General features: G+C 72.5%; 18 protein-coding genes. 9 read left to right on the plus strand and 9 right to left on the minus strand.

The window, feature by feature from the left end; genetic code table 11:
- Positions 1 to 23 precede the first annotated feature (23 nt).
- The gene (locus FGE12_RS19915; RefSeq protein WP_153868105.1) at positions 24 to 2,306 is read left to right on the plus strand and encodes a glutamine amidotransferase; all 2,283 of its coding nucleotides are present in this window, start codon (positions 24 to 26) and stop codon (positions 2,304 to 2,306) included.
- 36 nt (positions 2,307 to 2,342) lie between these two features.
- On the opposite strand, the gene FGE12_RS19920 is transcribed toward FGE12_RS19915, so the two are convergent.
- The 4 genes from FGE12_RS19920 to FGE12_RS19935 all read right to left on the minus strand — a co-directional run bounded on the left by FGE12_RS19920 (position 2,343) and on the right by FGE12_RS19935 (position 6,429).
- The gene (locus FGE12_RS19920; protein ID WP_153868106.1) at positions 2,343 to 2,894 is read right to left on the minus strand and encodes a superoxide dismutase family protein; all 552 of its coding nucleotides are present in this window, start codon (positions 2,892 to 2,894) and stop codon (positions 2,343 to 2,345) included.
- A 105-nt stretch (positions 2,895 to 2,999) separates the two neighbouring features.
- Positions 3,000 to 4,595 (minus strand): N-6 DNA methylase, encoded by a 1,596-nt coding sequence (locus FGE12_RS19925; protein WP_153868107.1) that lies wholly within the window; start codon positions 4,593 to 4,595, stop codon positions 3,000 to 3,002.
- 135 nt (positions 4,596 to 4,730) lie between these two features.
- Positions 4,731 to 5,594 (minus strand): hypothetical protein, encoded by an 864-nt coding sequence (locus tag FGE12_RS19930; RefSeq protein ID WP_228530936.1) that lies wholly within the window; start codon positions 5,592 to 5,594, stop codon positions 4,731 to 4,733.
- Between the two features lie 34 nt (positions 5,595 to 5,628).
- A complete protein-coding gene (locus FGE12_RS19935; RefSeq protein ID WP_194798089.1) occupies positions 5,629 to 6,429 on the minus strand; it encodes a hypothetical protein in 801 nt (266 codons plus the stop codon).
- Positions 6,430 to 6,619: 190 nt separating this feature from the next.
- Here FGE12_RS19935 and FGE12_RS19940 point away from each other — a divergent pair, with 190 nt between their 5' ends.
- Both FGE12_RS19940 and FGE12_RS19945 read left to right on the plus strand, forming a co-directional pair.
- Positions 6,620 to 7,402 carry an acyl-CoA desaturase gene (locus tag FGE12_RS19940; RefSeq protein ID WP_153868108.1) on the plus strand — a complete coding sequence of 261 codons (783 nt, stop codon included), beginning with the start codon at positions 6,620 to 6,622 and terminating at the stop codon, positions 7,400 to 7,402.
- Between the two features lie 111 nt (positions 7,403 to 7,513).
- A complete protein-coding gene (locus FGE12_RS19945; protein ID WP_194798090.1) occupies positions 7,514 to 8,485 on the plus strand; it encodes an FRG domain-containing protein in 972 nt (323 codons plus the stop codon).
- A gap of 26 nt (positions 8,486 to 8,511) precedes the next feature.
- Here FGE12_RS19945 and FGE12_RS19950 read toward each other — a convergent pair whose 3' ends face one another.
- Positions 8,512 to 8,928, minus strand: a complete 417-nt coding sequence (locus FGE12_RS19950; protein ID WP_153868110.1) for a hypothetical protein — start codon at positions 8,926 to 8,928, stop codon at positions 8,512 to 8,514.
- A 509-nt stretch (positions 8,929 to 9,437) separates the two neighbouring features.
- On the opposite strand from FGE12_RS19950, the gene FGE12_RS19955 reads away from it, so the two are divergent.
- Complete coding sequence (locus tag FGE12_RS19955) at positions 9,438 to 9,761, plus strand: hypothetical protein (protein WP_194798091.1); 324 nt, start codon at positions 9,438 to 9,440, stop codon at positions 9,759 to 9,761.
- A 9-nt stretch (positions 9,762 to 9,770) separates the two neighbouring features.
- Here the strand turns inward: FGE12_RS19955 and FGE12_RS19960 are convergent, their stop codons facing one another.
- A complete protein-coding gene (locus FGE12_RS19960) occupies positions 9,771 to 11,870 on the minus strand; it encodes a sulfatase (RefSeq protein WP_370459078.1) in 2,100 nt (699 codons plus the stop codon).
- Between the two features lie 186 nt (positions 11,871 to 12,056).
- Between FGE12_RS19960 and dnaE the strand changes: the two genes are divergently transcribed.
- Positions 12,057 to 15,599 carry a DNA polymerase III subunit alpha gene (gene dnaE / locus FGE12_RS19965; protein ID WP_153868112.1) on the plus strand — a complete coding sequence of 1,181 codons (3,543 nt, stop codon included), beginning with the start codon at positions 12,057 to 12,059 and terminating at the stop codon, positions 15,597 to 15,599.
- A gap of 84 nt (positions 15,600 to 15,683) precedes the next feature.
- Here dnaE and FGE12_RS19970 read toward each other — a convergent pair whose 3' ends face one another.
- From FGE12_RS19970 to def, 3 genes are all read right to left on the minus strand, one after another.
- On the minus strand, positions 15,684 to 17,042 hold the full coding sequence (locus FGE12_RS19970) for a DUF3999 family protein (RefSeq protein ID WP_153868113.1): 1,359 nt from the start codon (positions 17,040 to 17,042) through the stop codon (positions 15,684 to 15,686).
- Complete coding sequence (locus FGE12_RS19975; protein ID WP_153868114.1) at positions 17,039 to 19,804, minus strand: DUF2339 domain-containing protein; 2,766 nt, start codon at positions 19,802 to 19,804, stop codon at positions 17,039 to 17,041. Before FGE12_RS19975 ends, FGE12_RS19970 begins: the two co-directional genes overlap by 4 nt.
- A gap of 66 nt (positions 19,805 to 19,870) precedes the next feature.
- The gene (gene def / locus FGE12_RS19980) at positions 19,871 to 20,371 is read right to left on the minus strand and encodes a peptide deformylase (protein ID WP_153868115.1); all 501 of its coding nucleotides are present in this window, start codon (positions 20,369 to 20,371) and stop codon (positions 19,871 to 19,873) included.
- Between the two features lie 164 nt (positions 20,372 to 20,535).
- Here def and FGE12_RS19985 point away from each other — a divergent pair, with 164 nt between their 5' ends.
- The 4 genes from FGE12_RS19985 to FGE12_RS20000 all read left to right on the plus strand — a co-directional run bounded on the left by FGE12_RS19985 (position 20,536) and on the right by FGE12_RS20000 (position 24,896).
- The gene (locus tag FGE12_RS19985) at positions 20,536 to 20,988 is read left to right on the plus strand and encodes a hypothetical protein (protein ID WP_153868116.1); all 453 of its coding nucleotides are present in this window, start codon (positions 20,536 to 20,538) and stop codon (positions 20,986 to 20,988) included.
- A gap of 118 nt (positions 20,989 to 21,106) precedes the next feature.
- Complete coding sequence (locus tag FGE12_RS19990) at positions 21,107 to 21,958, plus strand: crotonase/enoyl-CoA hydratase family protein (RefSeq protein WP_153868117.1); 852 nt, start codon at positions 21,107 to 21,109, stop codon at positions 21,956 to 21,958.
- 7 nt (positions 21,959 to 21,965) lie between these two features.
- Positions 21,966 to 22,799 (plus strand): SDR family oxidoreductase, encoded by an 834-nt coding sequence (locus FGE12_RS19995; RefSeq protein WP_153868118.1) that lies wholly within the window; start codon positions 21,966 to 21,968, stop codon positions 22,797 to 22,799.
- A gap of 153 nt (positions 22,800 to 22,952) precedes the next feature.
- Entirely contained in the window at positions 22,953 to 24,896 is a 1,944-nt protein-coding gene (locus FGE12_RS20000) for a M3 family metallopeptidase (protein WP_153868119.1), read from the plus strand.
- Positions 24,897 to 24,912: the final 16 nt, after the last annotated feature.

Consider the following 24,912-nt stretch of genomic DNA (forward strand, 5'->3'; position numbering starts at 1 on the left):
GCCGCCCCCCGCGCGCGCACCCGATGAACGCCCCCTCCTTCAACGCCTGGAAGCTCGTGAGCCTCTCGCCCCTGCCCGCCTGGGCGCTCGGGCTGCTCGTCCTGGGGCTCGCGCTCGGCGTGGGGCTCGCCGCGTGGGGCGTGCGCCGCGAGCCCAGCCGCGCGCGCCGCGTGGCGCTCTGGGCGCTGCGGCTCGCGGCGGGGCTCGCCGCGCTCTTCTTCCTGCTCGAGCCCGGCGTGCGCCAGCTGCAGGTGGCGCGCATGAAGAACCGGCTCGCGGTGCTCGTGGACCGCTCGGCCTCCATGGGCTTTCCCGCGGAGCCCGGCGGGCAGACGCGCGCGCAGGCCGCGAGCGCCTTCCTGCGGCGCGCGGCGCCCGGGCTGCAGGCGCTCCAGGATCGCTACACGGTGGAGGTCTACGGCTTCGACCCGGAGCTCAGCCCCACCAGCGCGGAGGCGGTGGGGCGCGAGCCGCCGCGCGGCGGGAGCACGGACCTGCTGGGCGCACTGCGCGCCGCGGCGGCGGGCTCGCAGGGCTCGCGCAAGCTCGGCGGCGTGCTGCTCTTGAGCGACGGCGCGGACAACGCCGAGCTCGCGCAAGGGGTGAACGGCCGCGCGCGCGCGGCGCTCAAGGACCTGGGCGTGCCGGTGTCCACGGTGGCGGTGGGGCAGGAGGCGCTCAAGGACCTCGCGGTGGAGCGGGTGAAGGCGGACGACTTCGCCTTCGTGCGCAACTCGCTCAGCGTGGAGGTGGACGTGCGGGGCCGCGGCTTCTCCGGCAAGGACATCCCGGTGGTGCTGAGCCAGGAGGGCAAGACGGTGGCGAGCAAGACCGTGCGCCTCACCTCTCCGGACGACGTGAAGAGCGTCACCTTCACCTTCACCCCGGACCAGACCGGCCGCTTCGTCTACACCGTCACCGTGCCCACCTTCCCGGACGAGGTGGTGAGCGAGAACAACAGCCGCTCCTTCACGCTCAAGGTCATCCGCGACCGCGTGCGCGTGCTGCTGGTGGTGGGCCGCCCCTCGTGGGACGAGCGCTACCTGCGCGCGCTCCTGCGCCAGGACGCGAACGTGGACCTCGTATCCTTCTACATCCTGCGCACCGTCTCGGACGACCCGGGCGTGGTGAACCAGGAGCGCGAGCTCTCGCTCATCCCGTTCCCCATGGACGAGATCTTCGACACGAAGCTCTCCACCTTCGACGTCGTCATCTTCCAGAACTTCGGCTACGTGGACCCGCAGCTGTCCATCGCGCTGTACGAGCGCAACCTCGAGCGCTACGTGCACGACGGCGGCGCCTTCGTGATGATCGGCGGCGACAGCGTGCTGGGCGAGGGGCGCGCGAGCTTCCCCACGCTCAACCAGGTGCTGCCAGTGGAGGCCGCGGGCCCCGCGAACCCCGAGCCCTTCAAGCCGCGCCTCACGCCGGAAGGCCTGCGCCACCCGGTGACGGCCCTGGGAAGTGGCGCCGCAAGCACCGAGAGCGCCTGGGGCGAGCTGCCCCCCATCCCGGGCGCCAACGTCACGCGCGCGAAGAGCGGCGCCACGGTGCTGCTCGAGCACCCCTTCCAGACGGCCGGCGGCAAGAACGCGCCGCTCGTCGCCGTCTGGGACTACGGGCGCGGCCGCGCGCTCACCGTGGCCACCGACGCGAGCTGGTACTGGAGCTTCACCGCGCACCGCAACGGCAGCCCCTCTCGCGCCTACGATCGCTTCTGGGGCAACGCCCTGCGCTGGCTGGTGCGCGACCCGGACCTCACCACGCTCAAGGTGACCGCGGACCCGCCCTCGGTGGAGCCGGGCAAGCCCGTGGGCGTGGTGGTGGCGGCGCGGCTGCCGGACTACCAGCCCGCGGAAGGGGCGCAGGTGCGCGTGGAGCTCGTCGCGGTGGCCACGCAGAAGGCCGTGGCGGTGCAGACGGGCACCACCGGGCCGGACGGCGGGGTGCGCCTCGAGTTCGCCCCGCCTGCGCCCGGCGCCTACAAGCTCGTGGCCAGCGCGAAGAAGGGCGAGCAGGACCTGGGCAAGGGCGAGGACGCGGTGGCCGTGCGCGCGGTGGGCCCCGAGCTCTCGGACGCCTCGGTGCGCACCGCGCTCCTGCGCGACGTGGCCGAGGCCACCGGGGGCAAGAGCTTCAGCCTGCCCTCCGGCGGCCTGCCCGAGCTGCCCTTGCTGGACCCTCCGGTGGTGGAGGTGGGCCGCGCGAAGGACCGCCCGCTCTGGGACCGCTGGTACTACCTGGCCGCGCTCGTGGCGCTGCTGGGCGGCGAGTGGTTCCTGCGCCGCCGCTTCGGCTACGTGTAGCGGCGGCGCGGCTTCGCGCCGGCTCCTTCGCGTCGCCTACTTCGACTCGATGACGCCGCAGGCGATGCGGTCGCCCGCGTTGCCCGCGGGGCCGCTCATGTGATCGTCCGCCTTGGCGTGCACGACGAGCGCGGTGCCGTCCTTGTCCATCACGCTGTTCTTGCCCTTGCCCAGGGTGAGCGCATCCGTGACGGCCTCGAACTGCGCCTTGCCGTCCGAGCCCACGGTGAAGTTGGGCAGGTCGCCCGCGTGGTGGCCCTTCTTGTTCATCAGGCCGTGCTCGTGCTTCGTCGGGTTGAAGTGGCTGCCCGCGCTGGTGAAGGGGGCCTCGCACTTGCCCACCTCGTGGAAGTGGATGGCGTGCGTGCCGGGGGGCAGGCCCTGGAGGTTGCCGCGCAGCATGAGGCCCGAGGGCGTCTGGGTGAGCGTCACCTCGCCCACGCTCTTGCCCTGCGCGTCCTTCAGCTCCACGCGGGTGCCCTCGTCGGCCTTCGAGGTGCTGGCTGTCCCGCCGTCCGCGGACTGGGCGAGCGCGGGCGCGGCGAAGCTGAGCAGGGCGGTGGCACAGAGCAGGGCAGGCGTCTTCATGAGACCTCCGGGGACTGCGGGTGTGGATGCGGCCTCTCGCTTAGCGCAAGCGCGCGAAAGCCCCCACTGTCTTGCGCGCGGTGGGGTCTGCTGCCGCACGCTCCCTCACTCGAGGGGCACCGGCACGATGCGGGTGGCCCCGAAGACGGGAGCCCAGCGCTCCTGCACCTCGGGGCCGTTGAGGAAGCGGACGATGGCGCGGAACGCCTCGCGCGGGCCGCCCAGGCGCTCGGCCCAGGCGAGCCCGCGCGGCGAGAGGTTGGGCACCAGCGGCCCCAGCGCCGACGCATCGAGCGCGCCGCGCGTCACCTTCAGGCCGCGCTCGCGCACCGCGAGCGGCACCTGCAGCGGGGCGAAGCGGGCGTGGCGGTGATCGTGCACGCAGCCCGCCTCCTCCAGCAGCGCCGCGGACAGGGGCAGCTCGCGCACGTTGAAGAGCAGCTTCACGGCCTCCGCGTGCGGATCGTAGGGCCCGCGCAGCCGGTGGTCCCCGCGCGGGATGAGGCGCCGGTCCAGGTAGCACCAGGCGCGTGCCCCGGGCGGAACCTCGCCGCGGTGGTGCGCGCCGCGGTAGCGGAAGAAGGGGCGCAGGTGGCGCGGGTCCACCTGCACCGGAGGCCCTGCGCGCAGCGCCCACAGCTTGGGCAGGAGCGCAGTGGGCAGCGCGTGGCGCTCGGCGAAGTCCGGGAGCCCCTCGGGCGGCGTGCGCGCGAACTCCTCGAGCCGCGCGAGCAGGCGCTGGGGGTCCGCGTCCACGAGCAGCTCGTCGAAGCGCGTCTTCACCCCCGGCAGGCTCACCGGCACCAGCTGCGTGAGCGGCTCGCCCACCGCGCGCCAGTGCCGCTCGAGCTGCTCGGCATCGGCGGACACCGGGGTGAGCAGCCACTCGGGGGGCCGCGGCTGCAGCGCCCCCGCGCCGGCGCCGCGCACCGGCGGCTGCAGGCGCTCGCGCGGGCTCGTCCACACGCTGATGCAGGTGTGCACCTGCACGTCGTGGAAGGCGCTCGCGCCCAGGTCCACCACCTCGCGCAGGGTGAGCGTCTCGAGCAGCGCGGCGCGCACCGGGGCGTAGAGGAACGCGTCCAGGAGGCTCGCGGGCGTGATGAAGGCGAGCGCGCCCGCGTGCGTGGCGAGCCGGTGCGCCGCGCGCAGCAGGAAGAAGGCGAAGTCGTCGCGCAGGCTGGTACCCGGGGGCAGGGCGCGCGGCAGCAGCGCGCGCAGGCGGGCGTAGGCCTCGGGGTCGTGCAGCAGCGCGGAGGTGCCGTTGAAGGGCGGGTTCGTCACCCACAGCTCGCGCGCCCCCGCGGGCACCTGCGCGAGCAGCCGGTCCAGGTCCTCGCGCAGCGCATCGCCCACGTGGATGCACGCCGAGGGCACGCGGCGCTGGCACACCCGCGCCACCGGCTCGCTCAGCTCCAGGCCCAGCAGGAGCGCGTCCGGGCGGCGGCGCGCGGCCGCCGCGAGGAAGGCGCCCGCGCCGCAGGCCGGGTCCACCACCGCGAGCGGCCCTGCCCCCTCTCCTACGTGAGCCAGCGCGAGCGAGAGGGTGCGTTCCACCAGCGGCGCTGGCGTGAAGAAGGCCCCGAGCGCCTTGCGGTCCAGCCCGGGGAACAGGTGCACCAGCGCCTCTTCGTCCGGTGCCTCGTCGCCCGCGCCGCGCGGCGCAGGCGCGTCGTCGCGGGGGTGGGGCGGGCGCACCATCCACCAAGGCTAGGCAGTGCCCGGGCCCGGGGGACGCGGGGCTGGCCTTCAGGGCAGGAGCCCTGCGGGACGACATCCCGTGGCGCCATCGGCCGCCGGACGCTCGCCCGGCAGGCGCGCGGGGCGACTTCGGCGCTACGGCGTGGAGGCGCCGGAGGCGGCCGGCGCGGAGGGCGCGGTCTTGGGCACCGAGGTCGGAGGCACGTCCATCTCCGTCTCGGGGAAGTTGCGCGCGGCCTGCAGGTACTTCGCCGGCTGCACCTTGCGCTGCGCCCGGCGGCTGAGGCCCTCGGGGGCGTGCAGCGCGGGCTCGCCGCCGGGCAGCTGCTCCACGATGTGCCCGTCGCAGAACAGCCACTCGGTGCGCCCGTCGAGCGAGCGGCGGGCGAAGAAGAGGTCCGTCGTGCCCACCACCGGCTTGGGCGGGCACCACGTCTGGCGCGCGGTGGCCTCGCGCTGCGGGGCCTCCAGCACCCAGCGCTCGCGCACGCGCTGCAGGGCGGCGGCGGCGAGCAGCTTGGGCGCGTCCGCGAGGCGCTGCTGCGCCTGCGGCACCAGCTCGTTGCCCTTCTGGGCAATGGCCGGGAACAGCCCCGAGCCCTTGAAGGAGCAGGACTGCAGCGCCTTCAGGTTCTTGCCGTGCACCTCCACCACGGGCGCGAGCGTGCGGCTCGCCTCCTCCAGCAGCGCGGTGCGCTCGGCCTCCTGGGCCTCGGCGCCGTCGGGGCGCTCCGCCGTCGCCTCGAGGAAGCGCGAGAGCAGGGTGTTCACCCCGCCCAGCTCCTCGCTCAGCCAGCGCGGCTCGGCGTCGCAGATGGACTGCCCGGGCCGCGTGTAGTCGCGGTACTCGGCGCGCGTGGCGCCCAGGGCGTAGCGGGTGCTCGGCGCGGGGGCGTGCGAGGCGCAGGCGCCCAGCGCCGCCGCGAGCGCTGCGGCGCCCAGGGCGCTCGCGAGGCGCCGGGGCACGGACGGGGACGGGGAGGGGAGGAAGGGGGCCATGGGTGGGTTTCTAGTCCACCCCGGGCCTCCGGGCCTAGCCTGCCCCCCGCGCCGCGAGGTCGATGAAGCCGCGGATCCACACCAGGTTCACCGCATGACAGGCGGCCAGGGGCGTGGCGGTGGTGGTCTCCAGCGCGGCCGCGTAGGGCACGCCCAGGCGCATGAAGTAGTCCGTGACGCTGCCGTCGTGGAACTCCACCAGCCCGTCCGCGTCCGCCACGTTGTGCTCGTCCACGCGCTCGCCGCCCATCACCCGCGCGTGCGCGCTGGCGGCGCGCATCAGCGGCCGGTACGCCCCCTTGTCCCCGAAGGTGTACGCGTAGGTGCAGACCCCGCCCAGGTAGTTGTCCTGGTGGATGTCCAGCGCGGCCGCCGGCGCCGGCAGCCGCGCGATCTCCGTGCGCACCGCGCGCGTCTCCTGGGGCCCGCCGTCGTAGAGCACGTGGCGCAGGGGCTGGTCTGCGCCGTACAGCTCGCCCTTCCACACCCCCGGCTGCACCTCGTAGCGCAGGAAGTCGTTGTTGGGCTTCTCGCCGCTCGCGTTGTAGCGCGTGCCCGCCTCGAAGCCCGAGGGGTTGATGCAGGGGTACACCTTGAGCCCCACGCGCCGCTCGCGCGCGTACGCCGCCACCTCCGCGAAGTGCTCGAGCAGGGTGAGCGGCCCCGCCGGCTCCTCCCCGTGGAAGCCCGAGGTGATGACGAGCCAGCGCTCCCCGGGCACCGTGAGCCGCAGGAGCGGATAGTCGCGGCCCCGCTCCCGCACCCGCCCGTACTCGCTGACCTCGGCCTCGCGGGCGTGCGCCCGCATGCGCTCGGCGTAGACGTCGTAGTTCACCCCTGCACCCTAACCACGCCGGGCGCCCGCGGGAGGATGCCGCGCCGAGCCATTCCGCGGGTTTATGAGAAAGGCAACGGGGGTTGAAGCGGAGCTGGGCAGGCAGGCGAGCTCACGTGCGCACCCGTGACAATGCCATGACCGGCGCAGTGGTTCTCTCGCCACCTCGACTCAGGAGCCAGAGACCGCCATGGCCGTCATCCTCACGTTCTTCGTCGCGCACTGGATCCTGTGCGTCTTCTTCCAGAGCTTCTTCCAGCACCGCTACGCGGCGCACCGCATGTACACGATGGGGCCGCGCACCGAGAAGGTGATGCACCTGCTCACGTACCTCGTGCAGGGCTCCTCGTACCTGTCGCCGCGCGGCTACGCCATCCTGCACCGCGAGCACCACGCCTTCAGCGACACCGAGCGCGACCCGCACTCGCCCTGGTTCCACAAGGACGCGCTGCGCATGATGCTGCGCACCAAGAAGACCTACGACGACTACGCCTACGGCCGTAAGCAGCCCGAGGCACGCTTCCTCGGGGGCTACCCCGAGTGGAAGTTCGTGGACCAGACCCTCGGCCAGAGCTGGGTGATGCGCCTCGTCTGGATCGGCCTGTACACGGCCTTCTACGTGCACTTCCACACGGCCGCGTGGCAGTTCGCGCTGCTGCCCATCCACTTCGTGATGGGCCCGGTGCACGGCGCCATCGTCAACTGGGCGGGGCACAAGTACGGCTACCAGAACTTCGACAACGGCGACAAGTCGCGCAACACCCTGCCCATGGACGTGCTCTGCATGGGCGAGCTCTTCCAGAACAACCACCACAAGTTCGGCATGAGCCCCAACTTCGCCGCCCGCCGCTGGGAGCTGGATCCTACCTGGCAGGTGATGAAGGTGCTCGCGGCCGCGCGCCTCATCGAGATCGCCACCCCGCAGCGTGCGGTGTACCCCGAGCCGCACGTGGAGGCGCGCGCCGCCGCCTGAGCGAGCGCCCGCAACCCGCCCGCCTGCACCCCGAGGGCCCGTGCACAGGCTTCCCGCCTGCGCCCGGGCCCTTCGTGCGTCCGGGGCACCGCACTGCACATCTTCGCCTGCGTGGACGCCATCCGGGTGGACAGCTGGGGCCAGCTGCACGAGCAGCTCTTCGAAGGCTCCTGGAACGAGGCCCTGGGGCGCTACCGCCCGAGCTACGCCTTCCGCGGCGTGCCGGACCGCGAGCACGACCTGTCCACCGCGCTGGTGCGCCTGGGCGGCAACTTCGCGCGCCACGAGCGCGACCTGCTGCGCGCCTTCCGCAAGTACGCGCGCGGCCGCGCCGACGACCGCTCCTACTCGGTGTGGGACTGGCTCGCGCTCGCGCAGCACCACGGCCTGCCCACGCGGCTCCTGGACTGGACCTTCAGCCCCTACGTGGCGCTGCACTTCCTCACCGAGGACCCGGCCCAGTACGACGTGGAGGGCGCCGTGTGGTGCGTGGACTACCGGGTGACGAACAGGGCGCTGCCCGCGGCGCTCAAGCGCCAGCTGCAGCGCGAGGGCGCGGACGTGTTCACCGCCGAGATGCTGCACGCGGCCGCCACGGACCTGGGGAGCTTCGACCAGCTCACCCGCAAGCCCTTCGTGCTCTTCTTCGAGCCGCCCTCGCTCGACGAGCGCATCGTGAACCAGTTCGCGCTCTTCTCGGTGATGAACGGGGCACCCTGGCGCATCGACGAGTTCCTCGCGCACCAGCGGATGGGCGTGCGCAAGCTGCTCATCCCCGCGCGCCTCAAGGCGGAGATCCGCGACAAGCTGGACCAGGCCAACATCACCGAGCGCGTGCTCTTCCCGGGGCTGGACGGGCTGTGCCGCTGGCTGCGCCGCTACTACAGCCCCATGGGGCTCCCCGCGGGACTGCCCGCCGCGCCGCAGGTGCCGGAACCTCCCGAGAGCGAGGACGTCGGCAGCGGCGCTGGCAGCGAGGAGCCCGCGCGCGGCACGCGGCGCAACCGTGTTGCAAAAACGCGAGCGCGCACGCGCGGAGCACCCGCTCGGGGGCGCTCCGCGCACGCGCGCTCAGGGCACTGAAGTGACTGCGAAGACGACCGGTACGACTAGCTCGCGGAGCAGGCCGCGCTCAGGTCGCGGTTGCGGCTCTCCATGTTGCTCAGCTTCACGGTGTCGTTCGGGGCCACGGTGACCTGCGAGCCGTTCGCGCAGGTCCAGCTCGCGGGGGCCTGGACGTTGAGCTTCAGCTCCTGGCCCGAGGGCAGGCCGGAGATCTGGTACGAGCAGCGGCCGCGGCTCTGACGCACCACCGCGCGGCCCACGAGGATGTTGCTGTCCTCGGCGAGAGCGGCCGTGATGCCCAGGCCGTCGCACGCGTTCGCCTGGCCCTGCGCGGACTCGGGAACGGCGACCACGCCGAGCAGGGTGGCGTTGCCACCGCGCGAGCTGGAGACCTGGGGACCGGAAGCGCAGGCGGTGGCGAAGGACGCGGCAACGGCAACAGCAACGAGGATGCGACGCATGTGGATGCTCCTAGGGAGTTGGGGACGACTGGGGACTTCCAAAGCAAGAAAGGTGCAGAGGCTCGTGACCCCCGCGGTTCGTGCCGCATGAACGGCCTTGCGCGGGGGACATACCGGCTCGGCCGTCGAGACACTTACGGCGCGGCGCACAGACAATTGCGGACCGCCCGCATTCCCCTCTTTGAACAAAGAAAGCGTGTGCAGTCTTGGGAAAGTGCATCGCAGAAATGGGATCGATCGCGCGGCGATGAGCAGCGGTGATGGCGCGGAACATCGCAGCGCAGGTGCGACCTCCTGCGCGCGTCTGCTCGCCTGGGTGCCACTCGGCCCGGAGGTACCCGTCGGACGCACGCGTGCTCCGTGCGCATCTCTGGAGGCAGGCGGTCCGCCGCTGTCACAGGGGCGAAACGGACCCACGAACCCGGGAGGCGAACGTGGCCACGCATGGGAAGCGCAGGACGGTCTGGACGGGCGCACTGCTCGCACTGGGGGTCGCGAGCAGTGGCTGCTTGCAGCACGAGGAGGACGCGGGGGGCAGCCTGAACGACCGTCGCCACGCGCAGATGCACGCGCAGCCCTTCGAGAGCTTCGGCGACGGCAAGCTGCAGCAGGAGATCAAGGTCCTGCCGCCCGGCACCGGCGGCTCGGGCACCGTGCCGGGCAGTGGCACCATGGCCGGCCCCGCCGCGAAGCAGCTGCAGGAGCAGACCGGCAGCTCGAACCAGGCCGCGAGCCCCGTGTGGCGCATGGACACCGGCGGCTCCGCGCAGCCGGCCGCGGGCACGCAGGGCGCGACCCCGCACCGCGACTCGGGCTCCTCCGAGAAGAACTAGGCGTAGGCGCTACGGCGCGGAGGGCTGCGCGCGCACTCGCTCCCGGGCGAGCAGCGCGCGCAGCTGCGCCACCACCTCGGGGTGCGCGCCCGCCACGTCCACGCGCTCCTCGGGGTCTGCCTGCACGTCGTAGAGCTGCAGCTGCAGCCCCGCGGGCGTGGGCAGCTCGAGCAGCTTCCAGCGGCCCCAGTACAGGCCGCGGTGCTTCGCGCGCTCCACCGTCTCCTCCCACGCGGGCTTCAGCGCGATGTCGCCGCGGGGCGGCTCCACGCGCGCCGTCTCGTACACCCACGGGTAGGGCAGCCGCAGCCGCTGGTAGGGCTCGCCGTCGCGGTCGGAGAACCAGACGTCGGTCTCCAGCAGCGCGGGCGCATCCGGCAGCGCCTGCACTGCACCGGGCGCGACCAGCGGTGCGAGGGAGCGGCCCTGGAAGCTCGCCGGCGCGCCCACGCCCAAGAGCGCGAGCAGCGTGGGCGCCACGTCCAGCGAGCGCACGCGCTGCGCGACGGTGCGCCCCTCCGTCACGCGCCCCGGCAGCCGCAGTGCGAGGGGGATGCGCAGGGACTCCGCGCCCCACAGGTGCTCGCCGTGGCCCTGGCCGCGCCCCGGCACCTCCATGAGGTGCTCGCCGTGGTCCGAGAGCAGCACCACCAGCGTGCGCCCGGCGAGCCCGCGCCGCTCGAGCGCCGCGAGCACGTCTCCGGCGAGTGCGTCGAAGGCGGCGACGCCCGCGTCGTAGTTGCCCACCAGCGCGGCCACGTCCTCGGGGCCCGCGGGCGCGCGCTGCGGGTCCACCTCCATCTGCGGCGTGGCCCCGAAGCGCCAGGGCCCGCGGTAGCCCTCGGGCACGAAGCGCCCCTCCTCGGGCCAGGGCGCGGCGTAGGGGAAGTGCGTGGTGGAGGCGAAGAGCAGCAGCGCGAAGGGCTCGCCCCGCGCATCGAGGCGCCCGAGCGCGTCCAGGGCCCGTGCGCGCAGGGGAGAGGGGTCCGTGAGCTCGGGGAACTGCTCGCGCTCGGGAAAGAGCGAGGGCACGAGCGCGGTGAAGGGCAGCAGCGCCACGTGCGTGATGAGCATGCGCTGGCGGATGAGGCCCGGGAAGTCGAAGCCCGGCGCCTGCACCTCGTCGAAGCCGAAGGCGAAGCGGCTGAAGAGGTCTCCCGCGTAGTCGGAGAGCGCCACCGTGCGGTAGCCCGCGGCGCTCAGCGCCGTGGCCAGCGTGGGCAGCCGCGCCTCGCGCGCGGCGGCATCCACCAGCGTGTGGCGCACCGGCTGCGCGCCTGCCCAGCGCGAGGTGAGCAGCGTGGCCCACGAGGGCGCGGTGCGCGGCAGCTGCACCACCGCGTCGCTGAAGCGCGTGCCGTGGGCCATCAGCGCGTCCAGGTTCGGCGAGGTGGGGCGCGCGTAGCCGTTGCCCGAGAGGTGGTCCGGCCGCAGTCCGTCCGAGGCGAGGATGAGCAGGTTGGGGCGCTCGGGCGCGCGCGTGGCCTGCGCCGTGCGCAGCTGCGCGGCTCCGTGCACGCCGAAGAGCAGCGCCCCGAGCGCGAGCGCGCCCGAGACGGCCGCCACCCCGGGCCGCGGCGCCACCCGCAGCCGCCGCAGCGCTGCGCCCGCGAGGGCCACGAGGGGCGCGAGCACGAGCAGCAGCGCGGGCGCCCGGAAGAGCCACGGGTTCGTTCCGCTCAGCCCCCGCAGGAGCGCCGCCCACGCACCGCCGCGCCCGTACAGCGTCGCCGCGTAGAGGTGGGGGTGCTGGGCCATGTCCGCCGCCACCAGCAGCGCGTCCAGGAGCAGCGGCCCCAGCGCGCCCGCCCAGAGCACCGCGCCACGGCGCGGCCAGCGCAGCCCCACGGCCAGGCCGAACAGCGCGCCGCTCACGAGCCCCACGAGCGAGTAGGCGAGCAGGAGCCGGCCCACCTGCCACAGCACGACGGAGCGCCACTCGTTCCAGACGAGCGCATTGAGCAGCGCGCTCTCGTTGCCCTGGTAGCCCAGGCGCATGTTGAAGACCGCGCAGGCCGTGTAGAGCGCGAGCAGGGCGCAGAGCCCCGCCCTGCAGCCGAGCAGGGCCGCGCGGGGCAGCGGCAGGGGAGGGCGGAGGGAGGGGGACACGCAGGGGCCGGGAGGGGCGGGACGCAGGGTGAAGGAGGCGCGGGATCTGCTCGATCCCAGGCACCCCGAAGGTTAGCTTCCGCGACCCGCCGTCGCCTGCCCGGAAGCCCCCGGGACGCCGATTTGCGGGGGTCAGACGCCGCCGTTAGGGTGGCGGACCCTCCCTCGCCGCCTCACCTTTCGACCATGAGCTTTACGCACCTCCATCTTCACACCCTCTACTCGCTCCTAGACGGGGCGATCCGGATGAAGGACCTCATCAAGACGGTGAAGGAGAAGGGGATGACGAGCGTGGCCGTGACGGATCACGGCAACATGTTCGGCACCATCGACTTCTACAAGAAGGCGAAGGATGCGGGCATCAAGCCCATCATCGGGCTCGAGGCCTACGTAGCAGGCCCCAAGGGCCGCGGCGACCGCACCGAGAAGGTGGCCAACCACCTCATCCTGCTCGCCAAGAACGCGGAGGGGTACGCGAACCTGCGCTACCTCTCGTCCACCGCGTACATGGACGGCTTCTACTACCACCCGCGCCTGGACAAGCAGGTGCTCAAGGAGCACTCCAAGGGCCTGGTGGGGCTCACCGCGTGCCTCGGCGGCGAGGTGACCAGCGCCGCCTTCCGTGGGGACATGGACCACGCCCGCCGCGCGGCGCTCGAGTACAAGGAGATCTTCGAGCCCGACTCCTTCTTCCTCGAGATCCAGAGCAACGGGATGGAGGAGCAGGAGAAGGCGAACACCAACCTCAAGCAGCTCAGCCGCGACATCGACGTGCCGCTCGTGGCCACCGCGGACGCGCACTACATCAAGCGCGAGGACGCCAAGGCGCACGAGCTGCTCATGTGCATCGCGAGCGGCAAGACGCTCGCGGACGGCAAGCGCATGCGCCACTCCACGGACAAGCTCTACGTCACGAGCCCCCAGGAGATGCTCGAGTTCTTCCGGGACACGCCCGAGGCCGTGCACAACACCCAGCGCATCGCCGAGATGTGCAACGTGGAGCTCAAGCTGGGCAAGCCGATGCTGCCCACCTTCAAGGTCCCGGACGGCCACACCCCGGACAGCTTCATGGCGGAGCTCGCCTTCAAGGGCCTGCACGAGCGCTTCCACGAGCTGAACTACCCGGTGGACCGCGACGCCTACCTCGCCCGCCTCAACCTGGAGATCGGCGTCATCCAGAAGATGGGGTTCAGCGGCTACTTCCTCATCGTGCAGGACTTCATCAACTGGGCGAAGCAGCAGAACATCCCGGTGGGACCGGGCCGCGGCTCGGGCGCGGGCAGCATCGTCGCGTACGCGCTGCGCATCACCGACCTGGACCCCATCCCGTACAACCTCCTCTTCGAGCGCTTCCTCAACCCCGAGCGCGTCTCGATGCCGGACTTCGACATCGACTTCTGCCAGGACCGGCGCGACGAGGTGATCAAGTACGTCGGCCGCAAGTACGGCGAGATGAACGTCGGGCAGATCATCACCTTCGGCTCGCTCAAGGCGAAGAGCGTGCTGCGCGACGTGTGCCGCGTCTTCGGCCTGCCCTTCAGCGAGGGTGACCGCATCGCGAAGCTGGTCCCCGAGGTGCTCAACATCACCCTGAAGGAGGCGATCGAGATGGAGCCTCGCCTCAAGGAGATGATCGAGAAGCCCGCGGCGCTCGCGCAGATCGAGGGCAAGGACGTCACCACCAAGGACGTGCTCGAGATCGCCCTCGCGCTCGAGGGCCTGCACCGCCAGGCCGGCATGCACGCGGCCGGCGTGGTCATCGCCGACAAGCCCCTCTGGGAGTTCGTCCCCGTCTACCAGCCCCCGGGCGAGAAGACGCTCATCACCCAGTTCGCCAAGGACGAGGTCGAGGCCGCCGGCCTCGTGAAGTTCGACTTCCTCGGCCTCAAGACGCTCACCGTCATCCAGCACGCGCTGGATCTCATCAACCGCGGGCGCAAGGAGGAGGAGAAGATCCTCCGCCACCAGATCCCCCTGGACGACAAGCCGACCTTCGAGCTGATGGCCCGCGGCGAGACGGCGGGCGTGTTCCAGATGGAGTCGAGCGGCTTCACCGAGATGGTGATGAAGCTCAAGCCCAGCTGCTTCGAGGATGTCATCGCCGCCGGCGCGCTCTACCGCCCGGGTCCCCTGGACTCCGGCATGGTGGACGTCTTCATCAACCGCAAGCACGGGCGCGAGAGGGTCAGCTACCCGCACCCCGCGCTCGAGCCGGTGCTCAAGGACACGTACGGCGTCATCGTGTACCAGGAGCAGGTGATGCAGATCTCCCAGGTGCTGGGAGGCTACAGCCTGGGCCGCGCGGACCTGCTGCGCCGCGCGATGGGCAAGAAGAAGGCCGAGGTCATGCAGGCCGAGCGGGCCGGCTTCCTCGAGGGCTGCGCGAAGAACAACGTCGACCTGAAGGTGGCCGGCGAGATCTTCGACCTGATGGAGAAGTTCGCCGAGTACGGCTTCAACAAGAGCCACTCGGCCGCCTACGGCCTCATCACCATCCACACCGGCTGGCTCAAGGCGCACTACCCCGTCGAGTTCATGGCGGCCCTTCTCACCAGCGAGAAGGACAACACCGACAAGGTGGTGCTGCACATCGGTGAGGCGCGCGCCGCAGGCCACCAGGTGCTGCCGCCGGACGTGAACCTCTCGGACCTCGCCTTCGGCGCGGTCGAGGGGAAGATCCGCTTCGGCCTCGGCGCCATCAAGGGCGTGGGCGAGGGCGCCATCGAGTCCATCCTCGAGGCGCGCCAGAACGGCCCCTTCAAGAACCTCTTCGATTTCTGCGAGCGCGTGGACGGCCGGCGCGTGAACCGCAAGGTGCTCGAGGCCCTGGTGAAGGCCGGCGCCTTCGACTTCGAGAAGCGCCCGCGCCGCCAGCTCTTCGAGACCATCGAGCGCGCCATGTCGCGCGGCAGCAGCAGTCAGAAGGACCGCGCCGCCGGCCAGGTGAGCCTCTTCGGCATGCTGGGCGGCAGCGCCGCCGCGGCCGCCGTGCAGAACGACTACGCCCAGGTGGAGGAGTGGACCGAGAAGGAGCGGCTCGCCTACGAGAAGGAGGCGATCGGCTTCTACGTGTCCGGCCACCCGCTGCACCAGTACGACAAGGAGCTCAAGCGCTACGCGCGCCCCATCACCGCGGTGCAGCGCGCCCGGCGCGACGAGAAGATGACCGTGGCGGGCATCGTCGCCGCGATGCGCGAGCGCCCCACCAAGACGGGCAAGCGCATGGCCTGGGTGACGCTCGAGGACCTCTCTGGCTCCATCGAGCTGGTGTGCTTCCCCGGCAAGGATGGCACCCGCAGCGTGATGGGCAAGGACGGCAAGTGGGGCAAGCAGGGCCCCAAGCCCGGCTTCGAGCAGTGGGAGGAGCTGCTCAAGAGCGACGATCCCATCCTGGTGAGCGGCACCGTGCAGATCAACAACCGCGACGAGGAGACGCCCACGGCGGAGCTGATCGTGGACGACATCCAGAGCCTCAAGGCCGTGCGCGAGAAGCGCACCAAGCGCCTCGAGCTGCGCATTCCCGCGGACCTGCTCACCGAGCCGCGCCTGGAGAAGCTCGCGAACCTCGCCAAGCAGCACGCGGGCGCGACCCCCGTCGCCGTCACCGTGCTCTTCGCCAACGAGGCCGAGGCGCTCATCGGCTCCACCGCGCTCAAGGTGCAGGTGAGCGACGAGCTGCTGCTCGCCGTGGACAAGCTCTTCGGGATGAAGGTCGCCGAGCTCGGCTGAGCTTCTTGCCGAACACAGTGAGCGCACCCTTTCCCTCTCCCCCTGGGAGAGGGAAAGGGTGAGGGAAGCGGCCTCCCCGCTGCGTTACCCGCGAGCCGGCGGCGGCGCCTTGAGCAGCTGCAGCACCATCGCCACCACGGCCAGCGCCCCGAGCACCAGCACGCCCCACAGCACGTACGTGCGCGCGCCGCCCTTGGGCACGGGCCGCAGGGCCTCCTCTCCGCCCGCCGCTTCCGAGGCGCCGAGCGTGGCCCGCACCGGCTCCCACTCGGGGCCGTACTTCGCGCGCACCTGCGCCACCAGCGCGTCCAGCGGGTAGTCGTCGCGGCGGGCGCGCTCGCTGCCGGCCACCACGCGGAAGGGCGCGGGGCCGTGGGTGAGCAGCAGCCAGCGCTCCGGCACGTAGGCGAGCCGCAGCACCGGCGGCCGCGCGAGCGGCGTCGTGGACTGCAGGCGCCACTGCCGCTCGCGGGTAGGGGCGAGCACCGCGGGCTCGTTCACCAGCTCCAGCCCCGCGCCGCGCAGGCGGAACGCGGTCATCGCGGCCTGCGGGCGCCACGGTGCGTCCTCGCCCTCGCGGCTCTGCACGCTCAGGTGCGCGACGGCGTTGTCCGCGCCCAGCTGCACGTCCAGTTGCTCGGCGGGGACGCGCGCGGGCAGCGCGTACACGTAGCCGCCGCGCTCGTCCTTCTGAACGAAGCGCGCCTCCAGCCACTGCGGCCGGGGCACCGCGCCCGGGGCGCGCAGGCGCAGCTGGACGCCGCGCACGGCGGGCGCCGCGCCCTCGCCGCTCACGCGCACCCGCAGGTAGGTGGCCGGGCCGGGCGAGAGCTCCACGTGGCGCCGCAGCAGCGTCTGGTCTCCCTGGCGCAGCAGTGCCACCGGCACGCCGCTCGCCACGGTGCGCCAGCTGCGCAGGTCGTCGCTCGCCTCCACCCGCGCCTCGGCGCTGAAGGCGGGCGCATCCGGGGCGAAGTCCAGCGCGAGCGCGTCCACCTGCTGCTCGCCACCCTGCACGTCGATGAGCAGGTCGCGGCCGTCCGCCTCCTCGCCGCGCCCGCGCCGCACCGAGCTGTCCAGCGTGAGCTCGCCCTGCGCCGAGCGCCTCACCAGCACGCGCAGATCGTCCGAGCCCGAGCCCGAGCCCGAGCCGGGACGCGGCGCCGGAAGGGGGAACCAGCGCGCGGGGCGCCAGGTGCCGCGCGGCGGGACGTAGGCGGCCGGCATGGGCCCGAAGGCGAGCGCCTCGCCCTTCGCGTCGAAGGCGGCCACGTCCGAGAGGTCCGGCTGGCGCGCCTGGGCATACACCTCCGGCGTCAGCTCCACCGCATACGCCCCCTCCTCCTGCGCGGAGACGGGCCACTGGCGGGCGAAGTCCTCCGGCTCGGAGGCCTGTGCGAGCGCTGCGGCCAGGAGGAGCAGGACGGCGGAGAGGCGGGTCATGGCGTGTCCAGGTTCTCGCGCCGCGGAGGCGAGGGCGCGAAGTAGCCCACCCCGACCAGCAGCAGGCCGACGGCGAGGAAGGAGATGATGCCCTCGAGGTTGCCCATGTAGCGGCGGTCCACGGTGACGAGCTTCAGCAGCACCAGCCCCATCAGCACCGCGCCCCCCAGCCACAGCGGGCGGTTGCGGTGGCGGCTTGCGCGCACGCAGGCCGCCACCCCCGCGAGGCTCCACACCACGGTGAGGCAGGTCTGCGCGAAGCCCGAGTCCAGCACCTCCGGGCCCCAGGGCTCGCCGTGGTGGTGGTGCACCGCGCGCAGCGTGGCGAGGCTCACCAGCGCGAAGGCGAGGAAGGGCAGGGCGCGGCGCAGGGCAGGCCACGCGGCGCCGCCCTCGGCATGCACGTACGCCACGGCGAGCGCCGAGAGCGCCACCAGCGCGAGCTCCAGCGGGTTGAGCAGCGGCAGGTAGGGCAGGGGGCTGGCAGCGCCCTCGAGGAAGAGGCCCACGCCCCACGCGAGCGCGATGAGCCCGAGCGCCGGCGCGAACCAGCCTGCGCGGTAGCGCGGGAAGAGGGGCGCGCGCGGCCAGGCGGCGGCCCCGGGCGCGCGCCACAGCGCGAGCGTGAGCAATGCGAGCGGAAGCACCAGTGCGGCGAAGCGCCACCCGTTGCCGAGCGCGAGCGACCGCGCCACTTCGTGCCGCAGCTGCAGCCCCGCCCCCAGCGCCAGCGTCCACAGCAGCGCGAGGTGCACGAGGTGCGAGGCCCAGCCCGCGCGCGCACGCAGCAGCCACAGCGCTGCCACGCTCGCCACGCCAAAGGCGCTCCAGCCCCAGAGCGCGGAGCGGTCGAAGGGCGCGCCCAGCGCGAGCGCCGCGATGGGCACCGCGAGCAGGCCTCCCACGGCCGCCACCGCCGCGAGCAGCTCGAGGCGCACCCAGTCCAGGGGACCGCGCAGCGCGGCCGCCGCGAGCAGCGTGAAGCCCAGGAAGGCGAGCGCGAAGTTCCACCCGCCCACGGAGGCCGTGGCCGAGTCCACCTCGTGCGCGCCCGCGCCCAGCCACCACGCCGTGGCCCACAGGAGCAGCGGCAGGCCGAGGTGCGCGTTGGGGCGGTGCCGGTCGTGCAGCCGGCTGAGCACGAAGCCTGCGAGCGCGAGCATCGCCGCGCCGAGGAAGTGGCCGTTGAGCAGCAGCGTCGAGTCGCGCTGCGTGTACTCGGCCCAGTCCGGCCCCACGGGCGGGTTGAGCACGCTCACCCAGAAGGCCACGGCCGCGAAGGCCTGCAGCGCGAGCCCGCCCAGCCACGGTACCCAGCGCCGCTGCCGCAGGCCCAGCCATGCGGCCCCCGCGCCCTCCAGCGCCCAGAGGCTGGTGGTGGTGCTGGTGGAGAAGGCGAGCGGCACCGCGAGCGTGGCGAAGCCCAGCGCGAGCGCGCCGTAGGCCTCCGCGAGCAGGCGCTCGGAGTGGCGGCGGTGCAGCAGCACCACCAGCCCCGCGTAGAGCACCGCCACGATGAGCGCGCTGAAGGCGAGCGCGAGCGGCTGGCCCTTGAGCAGCGCCGCCTGCAGCGGGAAGGCGAGCAGGGGCGTGCCGAACACCAGCGTGCCATCCACCCAGGGGCGCGGGTGCTTCGCCTGGCGCAGCACGTAGAGCAGCCCGATGCCCACGTAGAAGGCGAAGAAGAGGATGAGGAAGGGCTCGACGGTGGCGAAGTGCTCGGGCCGGTAGAAGCGCGCGCCCCACGCCGCGCCCACGCCGAAGGTGAAGGCGAAGCCGATGAGGTTGAGGGCGCGCCAGCTCTCGCGCCAGGAGATGGCCAGCACGGCGGCGTTCATCACCGCGTAGAACGAGAACAGCGCCACGTGGTTGTGGCTGCCCGTGGAGATGAGCACCGGGGCGAGGTAGCCGCCGAGGAAGCCCAGCGCCGCAAGCGCCTGCGCGTGCTGCAGCACCGCGAGCGCCGCGGCGCCCGCCACCAGCACCAGCACCATCGCGAAGGTGGCCGCCGGGGGCAGCATCCCGTAGAGGCGGAACGCTGCGAACACCGTGAGCAGCAGCACGCCCAGCGCGCCGCCCTGCAGGCTCAGGCCGAAGGCGGGCCGCCGCACCCGCTCGCGCCAGCCGAAGCCCAGCGCGACGAGCGCCGCCAGGGCGATGAGCGCGAGCCGCAGCTCGAGGGGGAAGGTGTAGTAGCCCTGCACCGCCGCGTAGCGCAGCGCCGCGGCCACGCCCGCGAAGAGCACCAGCACGCCCACCTTCACCGGCACGTTGCCCTCGGTGAACCAGGCCTGCACCGCCCTCAGCGCGCGCTCGTCCCAGCCCGGCTCGCTCGGAGGCGGCGGGGCAGGGGGCGGCGCCGGCGCACGGGGCGGCAGGGCAGGGGGCTGCGCCTCGGCGGCCAGCGGCGCCGCGGCCGGAGGCAGCGCTCCGGTGGTGGGCGGGGCGAGCGCTGCACCCGCAGGCGGCAGCGGCACCTCGCGCTCCGGCGGCGGTGCGGCTGGGACGGCCGTCGGCGCGCCGGGCTCGGCCTCCGGGGACGGCGCGAGCGCCGTTGCGCGCTTCAGGGCGGCGCGCAGGTCCCGCAGCTCCCTGCGGGTCTGCTCGTGCGCCTCCTCGCTGTGCTCGAGCTGGTCGCGCACCCGGGACAGGGTGACGAGCATCCAGCACACCCCGAAGCCCAGCAGGGCCGAGGCGAGGTCGTGGTTCTCGGAAAGGGCGAAGCCCAGCAGTGCTCCGAGCAGCCCCAGTATCCAGCTCATCCCGCGTCCCCCTCGAGCGTGTGGCGCCGCCACTCTACCGGGGCGAAGCGTCAGCCGGGGAACAGTCTACTTGCGCGCCTGCTGCTTCTGCAGCTTGCGCATGCGCTCGAGGATGAGGGTGCGCTTGAGGCTGGAGAGGTGGTCCACGAAGACGTGGCCGTCCAGGTGATCGATCTCGTGCTGCAGCACGTGCGCGAGCCGCCCCTCCGCCTCCAGCTCCTGCCAGGCGCCCGTCTTGTCCTGGTACTTCACCTTCACCCGCTCCTTGCGCGGGCACTTCTCCCACTCGCCGGGGACCGAGAGGCAGCCCTCCTCGTACTTCACGTCGCCCTCGCGCGAGAGGATCTGCGGGTTCACGATCTCGAAGAAGGTGCCGTCCTCGCGCCCCACCAGCGCGCAGCGCAGCGGCACGCCCACCTGGTTCGCCGCGATCCCGATGCCCTCCGCCTCGCGCATCGAGGCGTCCATCTCCTCGAGCAGCTTCTCCAGCGCGGGGCCGAAGTCGGTGACCGGCTGGGTCGGGGTGGTGAGCACCTTGTGGGGCCAGATGACGATCTCGCGTGCCATGGAGCCGCTGCATACCGCAAAGCGCCCGGGCCTCCGAGAGCCCTGTTGCCCGAGGTACGCCCCTGTAGGATTACGGGGATTTCGTGTCCCGCCGCTTTGCGTGTACTGTCCGCCACTCATCGGTCCGCCCGGGCAGGAACGGACCTTGTGGAGGGGCAAGACACATGAAGTCGATGAAGACGTTGTTCGGGGCGGTCGCCGCAGTGGTCCTGGTGACGGGCTGTGGCAGCAGCAGCCCCTGTGAGCAGGCGGGTGATGCCCTCCGTGACTCCGTGAAGCTTGCGGCCAAGTGCGAGCCGGGGTCGGTCACGCCCTCGGACGACCAACTGGAGGAGCTCGTGGACGACAAGGCGTGCGAGACGCGCACGAAGACCGCCTGCACCGAGGACGAGGCCAAGATCGTGGGCGAGGTCCTCGACTGCGCCTTCGGCAAGCTCACCTGCTCCAACCTCCAGAGCAACGGCGGACCCACGGACGCCGACCTGGCCGCCTGCGACCCGGGCGACGACGTCACGGTGCGTGAGGCCTGCTTCTTCGCCTTCTTCCCGCCGGGCTCCATCGACACCGGAACCCAGGCTGTCGCGCGCAAGGCGCTGCGCATCAGCGCGAGCCGCTAGAACCTCACGCAGCAGCGGGCGGCCCGGTCTCTCCCTCGGGAGAGCCGGGCCGTTTCGCGTCATAGACGCACCGCGTCGTTTGTGGTCGAGTCGCCCACCTCTTCGGCGGAGGGCTCAGATGGGCACCAGCGGCGACGCAGGCTTCACCTCACTGCGGATGGAGCGGAGCTCGGAGGGCCGGGCGGACGGCGTGGCCGAGCTCGTGCTGCGCGGCCCCGGCAAGGGCAACGCCCTGGGGCCGGACTTCTGGCGCGAGATGCCCCAGGCGCTCGCGAGCCTGGACGCGGACCCCGCCGTGCGCTGCGTGCTCTTGCGCGGGGAGGGCGCCCATTTCACCTACGGCCTGGACCTGCTGGGCATGATGGAGGAGCTGGGCCCGCTGCTCTCCGGCGAGAACCAGGCCGCCGAGCGCACGCGCCTGCTCGAGCTCATCGGCCGCATGCAGCAGTCCACCGAGGGGCTCTCGCGGATGAAGAAGCCCGTCATCGCCGTGGTGCACGGCTGGTGCATCGGCGGCGGCATGGACCTCATCGCGGCGTGCGACTTCCGCATCTGCTCGAAGGACGCGCGCTTCAGCCTGCGCGAGGTGAAGGTGGCCATCACCGCGGACCTCGGCGCGCTGCAGCGGCTGCCGCGCATCATCGGCGAGGGCGCCACGCGCGAGCTCGCGTACACCGGCGGCGACTTCGATGCGGCGCGCGCGCTGCAGATGGGCCTCGTCAACAGCGTGCACGAGAGCCCCGAGGCGCTGCTCGCCCACGCGCGCGAGACGGCGCGCACCATCGCCTCGAACCCGCCCCTCGTGGTGCAGGGCATCAAGCAGGTGCTCGAGTACGGCGCGGACAAGTCCGTGCAGGACGGCCTGCGCTACGTGGCGGTGTGGAACGCCGCCTTCTTGCAGTCGCACGACCTCGCCGAGGCCTTCGCCGCGTTCGCGGAGCGCCGGCCCGGCAACTTCCAGGGAAAGTGACCTCACGATGAGCCAGACCCAGACGAGCCAGAGCGACAGCAGCAGCGTGTTCCGCAGCGACCTCCTGAAGGGCAAGGTGGCCTTCGTCACCGGCGGCTCCTCCGGCATCAACCTGGGCATTGCCGAGGCCTTCGTGCGCGCCGGCGCGAAGGTGGTCATCAACGGCCGCAACGTGGAGAAGCTCGAGGCTGCGGTGAAGGGCCTGCAGGCGCTGGGCGGCACGGCCATGGGCGTGGCGGCGGACGTGCGCGACTACGCCGCGGTGGAGAAGGCCTTCCAGAGCGCGCGCGATGCGTACGGCGAGCTGGACATCCTCGTGTGCGGTGCGGCGGGCAACTTCCCCGCGCCCGCGCTGGGCATGTCCTCCAACGGCTTTCGCGCGGTGCTGGAGATCGACGTGCTGGGCACCTTCAACGCCTGCCGCGCGGCCTTCGAGCACCTGAAGAAGCCGGGCGCGAGCGTGATGAACATCTCCGCGCCCCAGGCCTACCTGCCCATGGCGATGCAGGCGCACGTGTGCGCGGCGAAGGCGGGCGTGGACATGATCACCCGCACGCTCGCCATCGAGTGGGGCGGCACCGGCGTGCGCGTGAACTCCATCGTCCCCGGCCCCATCGACGACACCGAGGGCATGCGCCGGCTCGCTCCCAGCGAGGAGAGCCACGAGAAGCTGCGCGCGCTGCTGCCGCTGCAGCGCTTCGGGAAGAAGGAGGACATCGCGAACCTCGCGCTCTTCCTCGCCTCGCCCGCGGCGTCCTACGTGACGGGCGCCATCATGGTCTGCGACGGCGGCCAGTCGCTGCTGGGTTCGGGCTCCATGATGCAGGCGCTGGGGATGTAACCGCGTCCTCCCTTGCCCTGGGGCGGCGCATCCACGCCCGCCCCTCGTCCGGGAGAACAATGCGCAGGGGGCGCCCCGCCTTTTCCGGGTGCCACCTGACGCGCGCGCATTAGCTTTACGCGGCCGGCCCACCCCTGCCCGAGGAGCCACCGCATGACCGCCCCCGCCGACGCCGCCCGCCTCGTCACCTGCCCGCCGGACGTGTTCACCCGCGCGAGCCAGGAGGCCATGGAGGCCACCCGCACGGGCATCGCGCGCTTCAAGGCGCTGCCCACCCCGCGCGCGGCCCGCGAGGCGCTCGAGCTCTACGACGAGGCCGTGGCGGCGCTCTCGGACGCCTCTGCGCGCGCGAGCGTGGTGCGCCACAGCCACCCGGACGAGGCCATGCGCACCGCGGCCGAGGGCGCCGAGCAGGAGCTCGAGGCGCTGGCCACCGACCTCGCCCTGGACCGGGGCCTCTACGACGTGCTCGCCTCGCTCGACGTCTCGCGCGAGGACGCCGCGACGCAGAAGTACATGGAGCGCCTGCTGCGCGACTTCCGGCGCGCGGGCGTGGACCGCGACGAGGCCACGCGCGCGCGCGTGAAGGCACTCAACGAGGAGCTGGTGCGCATCGGGCAGGAGTTCAGCCGCAACATCCAGGAGGACGTGCGCGCGGTGGAGCTCACGCCCGCGCAGCTCGAGGGGCTGCCGGAGGACTACGTGCGCGCGCACGAGCCGGGCGAGCGCAGCACGGTGCGCATCACCACGGACTACCCGGACCTCGTGCCCTTCATGACCTACGCGCGCTCGCACACGGCGCGCGAGCTGCTCTGGCGCGCGAACCGCCAGCGCGGTTTTCCCAAGAACCAGGAGGTGCTGCAGCGCCTGGTGCAGAAGCGCCACGAGCTCGCGACGCTGCTGGGCTACCCCAACTGGGCGGCGTACGCGACCGAGGACAAGATGATCCGCACCGAGAAGGCGGCAGCGGACTTCGTGGAGAAGATCTCCCAGGCCTCGCTCGCCCGCAGCCAGCGCGACTACGAGACGCTGCTCGCGCGCAAGCGCCAGGAGGACCCGGGCGCCGAGCGCGTGGACCCCTGGGACCAGGCCTACCTGGACGACCGGGTGAAGGCCGAGCAGTACAGCTTCGACAGCCAGAGCGTGCGGCCCTACTTCGAGTACGGGCGGGTGAAGGAGGGCGTGCTGGGCATCACCTCGCGCCTCTTCGGCGTGCAGCTGCGCAAGCTCGCGGACGCGCCCGTGTGGCACCCGGACGTGGAGGCCTACGACGTGCTGCAGGGGGACAAGCCCCTGGGCCGCTTCTACCTCGACATGCACCCGCGGGACGGCAAGTACAAGCACGCGGCGCAGTTCACGCTGGCCACGGGCAAGGCGCAGCGCCGCCTCCCCGAGGCGGTGCTGATGTGCAACTTCCCCAAGCCGGGCAAGGAGCCCGCGCTGATGCAGCACTCGGACGTGGAGACCTTCTTCCACGAGTTCGGGCACCTGCTGCACCACATCTTCGGGGGGCACACGCCGTGGGCGGGCCTGTCCGGCGTGCGCACGGAGTGGGACTTCGTGGAGGCGCCGAGCCAGATGCTGGAGGAGTGGGCCTGGGATGCGCGCAGCCTGCAGACCTTCGCGCGCCACTACCAGACGAACGAGCCGCTCCCGGCGGAAACGGTGCAGCGCATGAAGCGCGCGGACGAGTTCGGCAAGGGGCTGTGGGTGCGCCAGCAGATGTTCTACGCGGCGCTCAGCCTCGAGCTCTACCGGCGAGACCCGAAGGGGCTGGATGCGACCGCGCTGGTGCGCGAGCTGCAGGGCAAGTACACGCCCTTCCCGTACCTGGAGGGCACGTACTTCCACCTCAGCTTCGGCCACCTGGATGGCTACAGCGCCATCTACTACACGTACATGTGGAGCCTCGTCATCGCGAAGGACCTCTTCACGGTCTTCAAGGACAAGGGGCTGATGGAGCCGGGGCCCGCGCAGGCCTACCGCCGTGCGGTGCTCGAGCCGGGCGGCAGCAAGGACGCGGCGCTCCTGGTGAAGGACTTCCTCGGCCGCGACTACGACTTCCGCGCCTACGAGTCCTGGCTCAACGCGGCCTGACCCGCGTCCTCCCTCT

Origin of the sequence: Aggregicoccus sp. 17bor-14, assembly GCF_009659535.1 — a bacterium.
Lineage (GTDB): Bacteria > Myxococcota > Myxococcia > Myxococcales > Myxococcaceae > Aggregicoccus.

What these genes read in the sequence shown, in the direction of transcription:
- FGE12_RS19915 (WP_153868105.1), top strand. Translation starts at nt 24, where the DNA reads ATGAACGCCCCCTCCTTCAACGCCTGGAAGCTCGTGAGCCTCTCGCCC.
- FGE12_RS19920 (WP_153868106.1), bottom strand. Translation starts at nt 2,894, where the DNA reads ATGAAGACGCCTGCCCTGCTCTGTGCCACCGCCCTGCTCAGCTTCGCC.
- FGE12_RS19925 (WP_153868107.1), bottom strand. Translation starts at nt 4,595, where the DNA reads ATGGTGCGCCCGCCCCACCCCCGCGACGACGCGCCTGCGCCGCGCGGC.
- FGE12_RS19930 (WP_228530936.1), bottom strand. Translation starts at nt 5,594, where the DNA reads ATGGCCCCCTTCCTCCCCTCCCCGTCCCCGTCCGTGCCCCGGCGCCTC.
- FGE12_RS19940 (WP_153868108.1), top strand. Translation starts at nt 6,620, where the DNA reads ATGGCCGTCATCCTCACGTTCTTCGTCGCGCACTGGATCCTGTGCGTC.
- FGE12_RS19950 (WP_153868110.1), bottom strand. Translation starts at nt 8,928, where the DNA reads ATGCGTCGCATCCTCGTTGCTGTTGCCGTTGCCGCGTCCTTCGCCACC.
- dnaE (WP_153868112.1), top strand. Translation starts at nt 12,057, where the DNA reads ATGAGCTTTACGCACCTCCATCTTCACACCCTCTACTCGCTCCTAGAC.
- FGE12_RS19970 (WP_153868113.1), bottom strand. Translation starts at nt 17,042, where the DNA reads ATGACCCGCCTCTCCGCCGTCCTGCTCCTCCTGGCCGCAGCGCTCGCA.
- FGE12_RS19975 (WP_153868114.1), bottom strand. Translation starts at nt 19,804, where the DNA reads ATGAGCTGGATACTGGGGCTGCTCGGAGCACTGCTGGGCTTCGCCCTT.
- def (WP_153868115.1), bottom strand. Translation starts at nt 20,371, where the DNA reads ATGGCACGCGAGATCGTCATCTGGCCCCACAAGGTGCTCACCACCCCG.
- FGE12_RS19985 (WP_153868116.1), top strand. Translation starts at nt 20,536, where the DNA reads ATGAAGTCGATGAAGACGTTGTTCGGGGCGGTCGCCGCAGTGGTCCTG.
- FGE12_RS19990 (WP_153868117.1), top strand. Translation starts at nt 21,107, where the DNA reads ATGGGCACCAGCGGCGACGCAGGCTTCACCTCACTGCGGATGGAGCGG.
- FGE12_RS19995 (WP_153868118.1), top strand. Translation starts at nt 21,966, where the DNA reads ATGAGCCAGACCCAGACGAGCCAGAGCGACAGCAGCAGCGTGTTCCGC.
- FGE12_RS20000 (WP_153868119.1), top strand. Translation starts at nt 22,953, where the DNA reads ATGACCGCCCCCGCCGACGCCGCCCGCCTCGTCACCTGCCCGCCGGAC.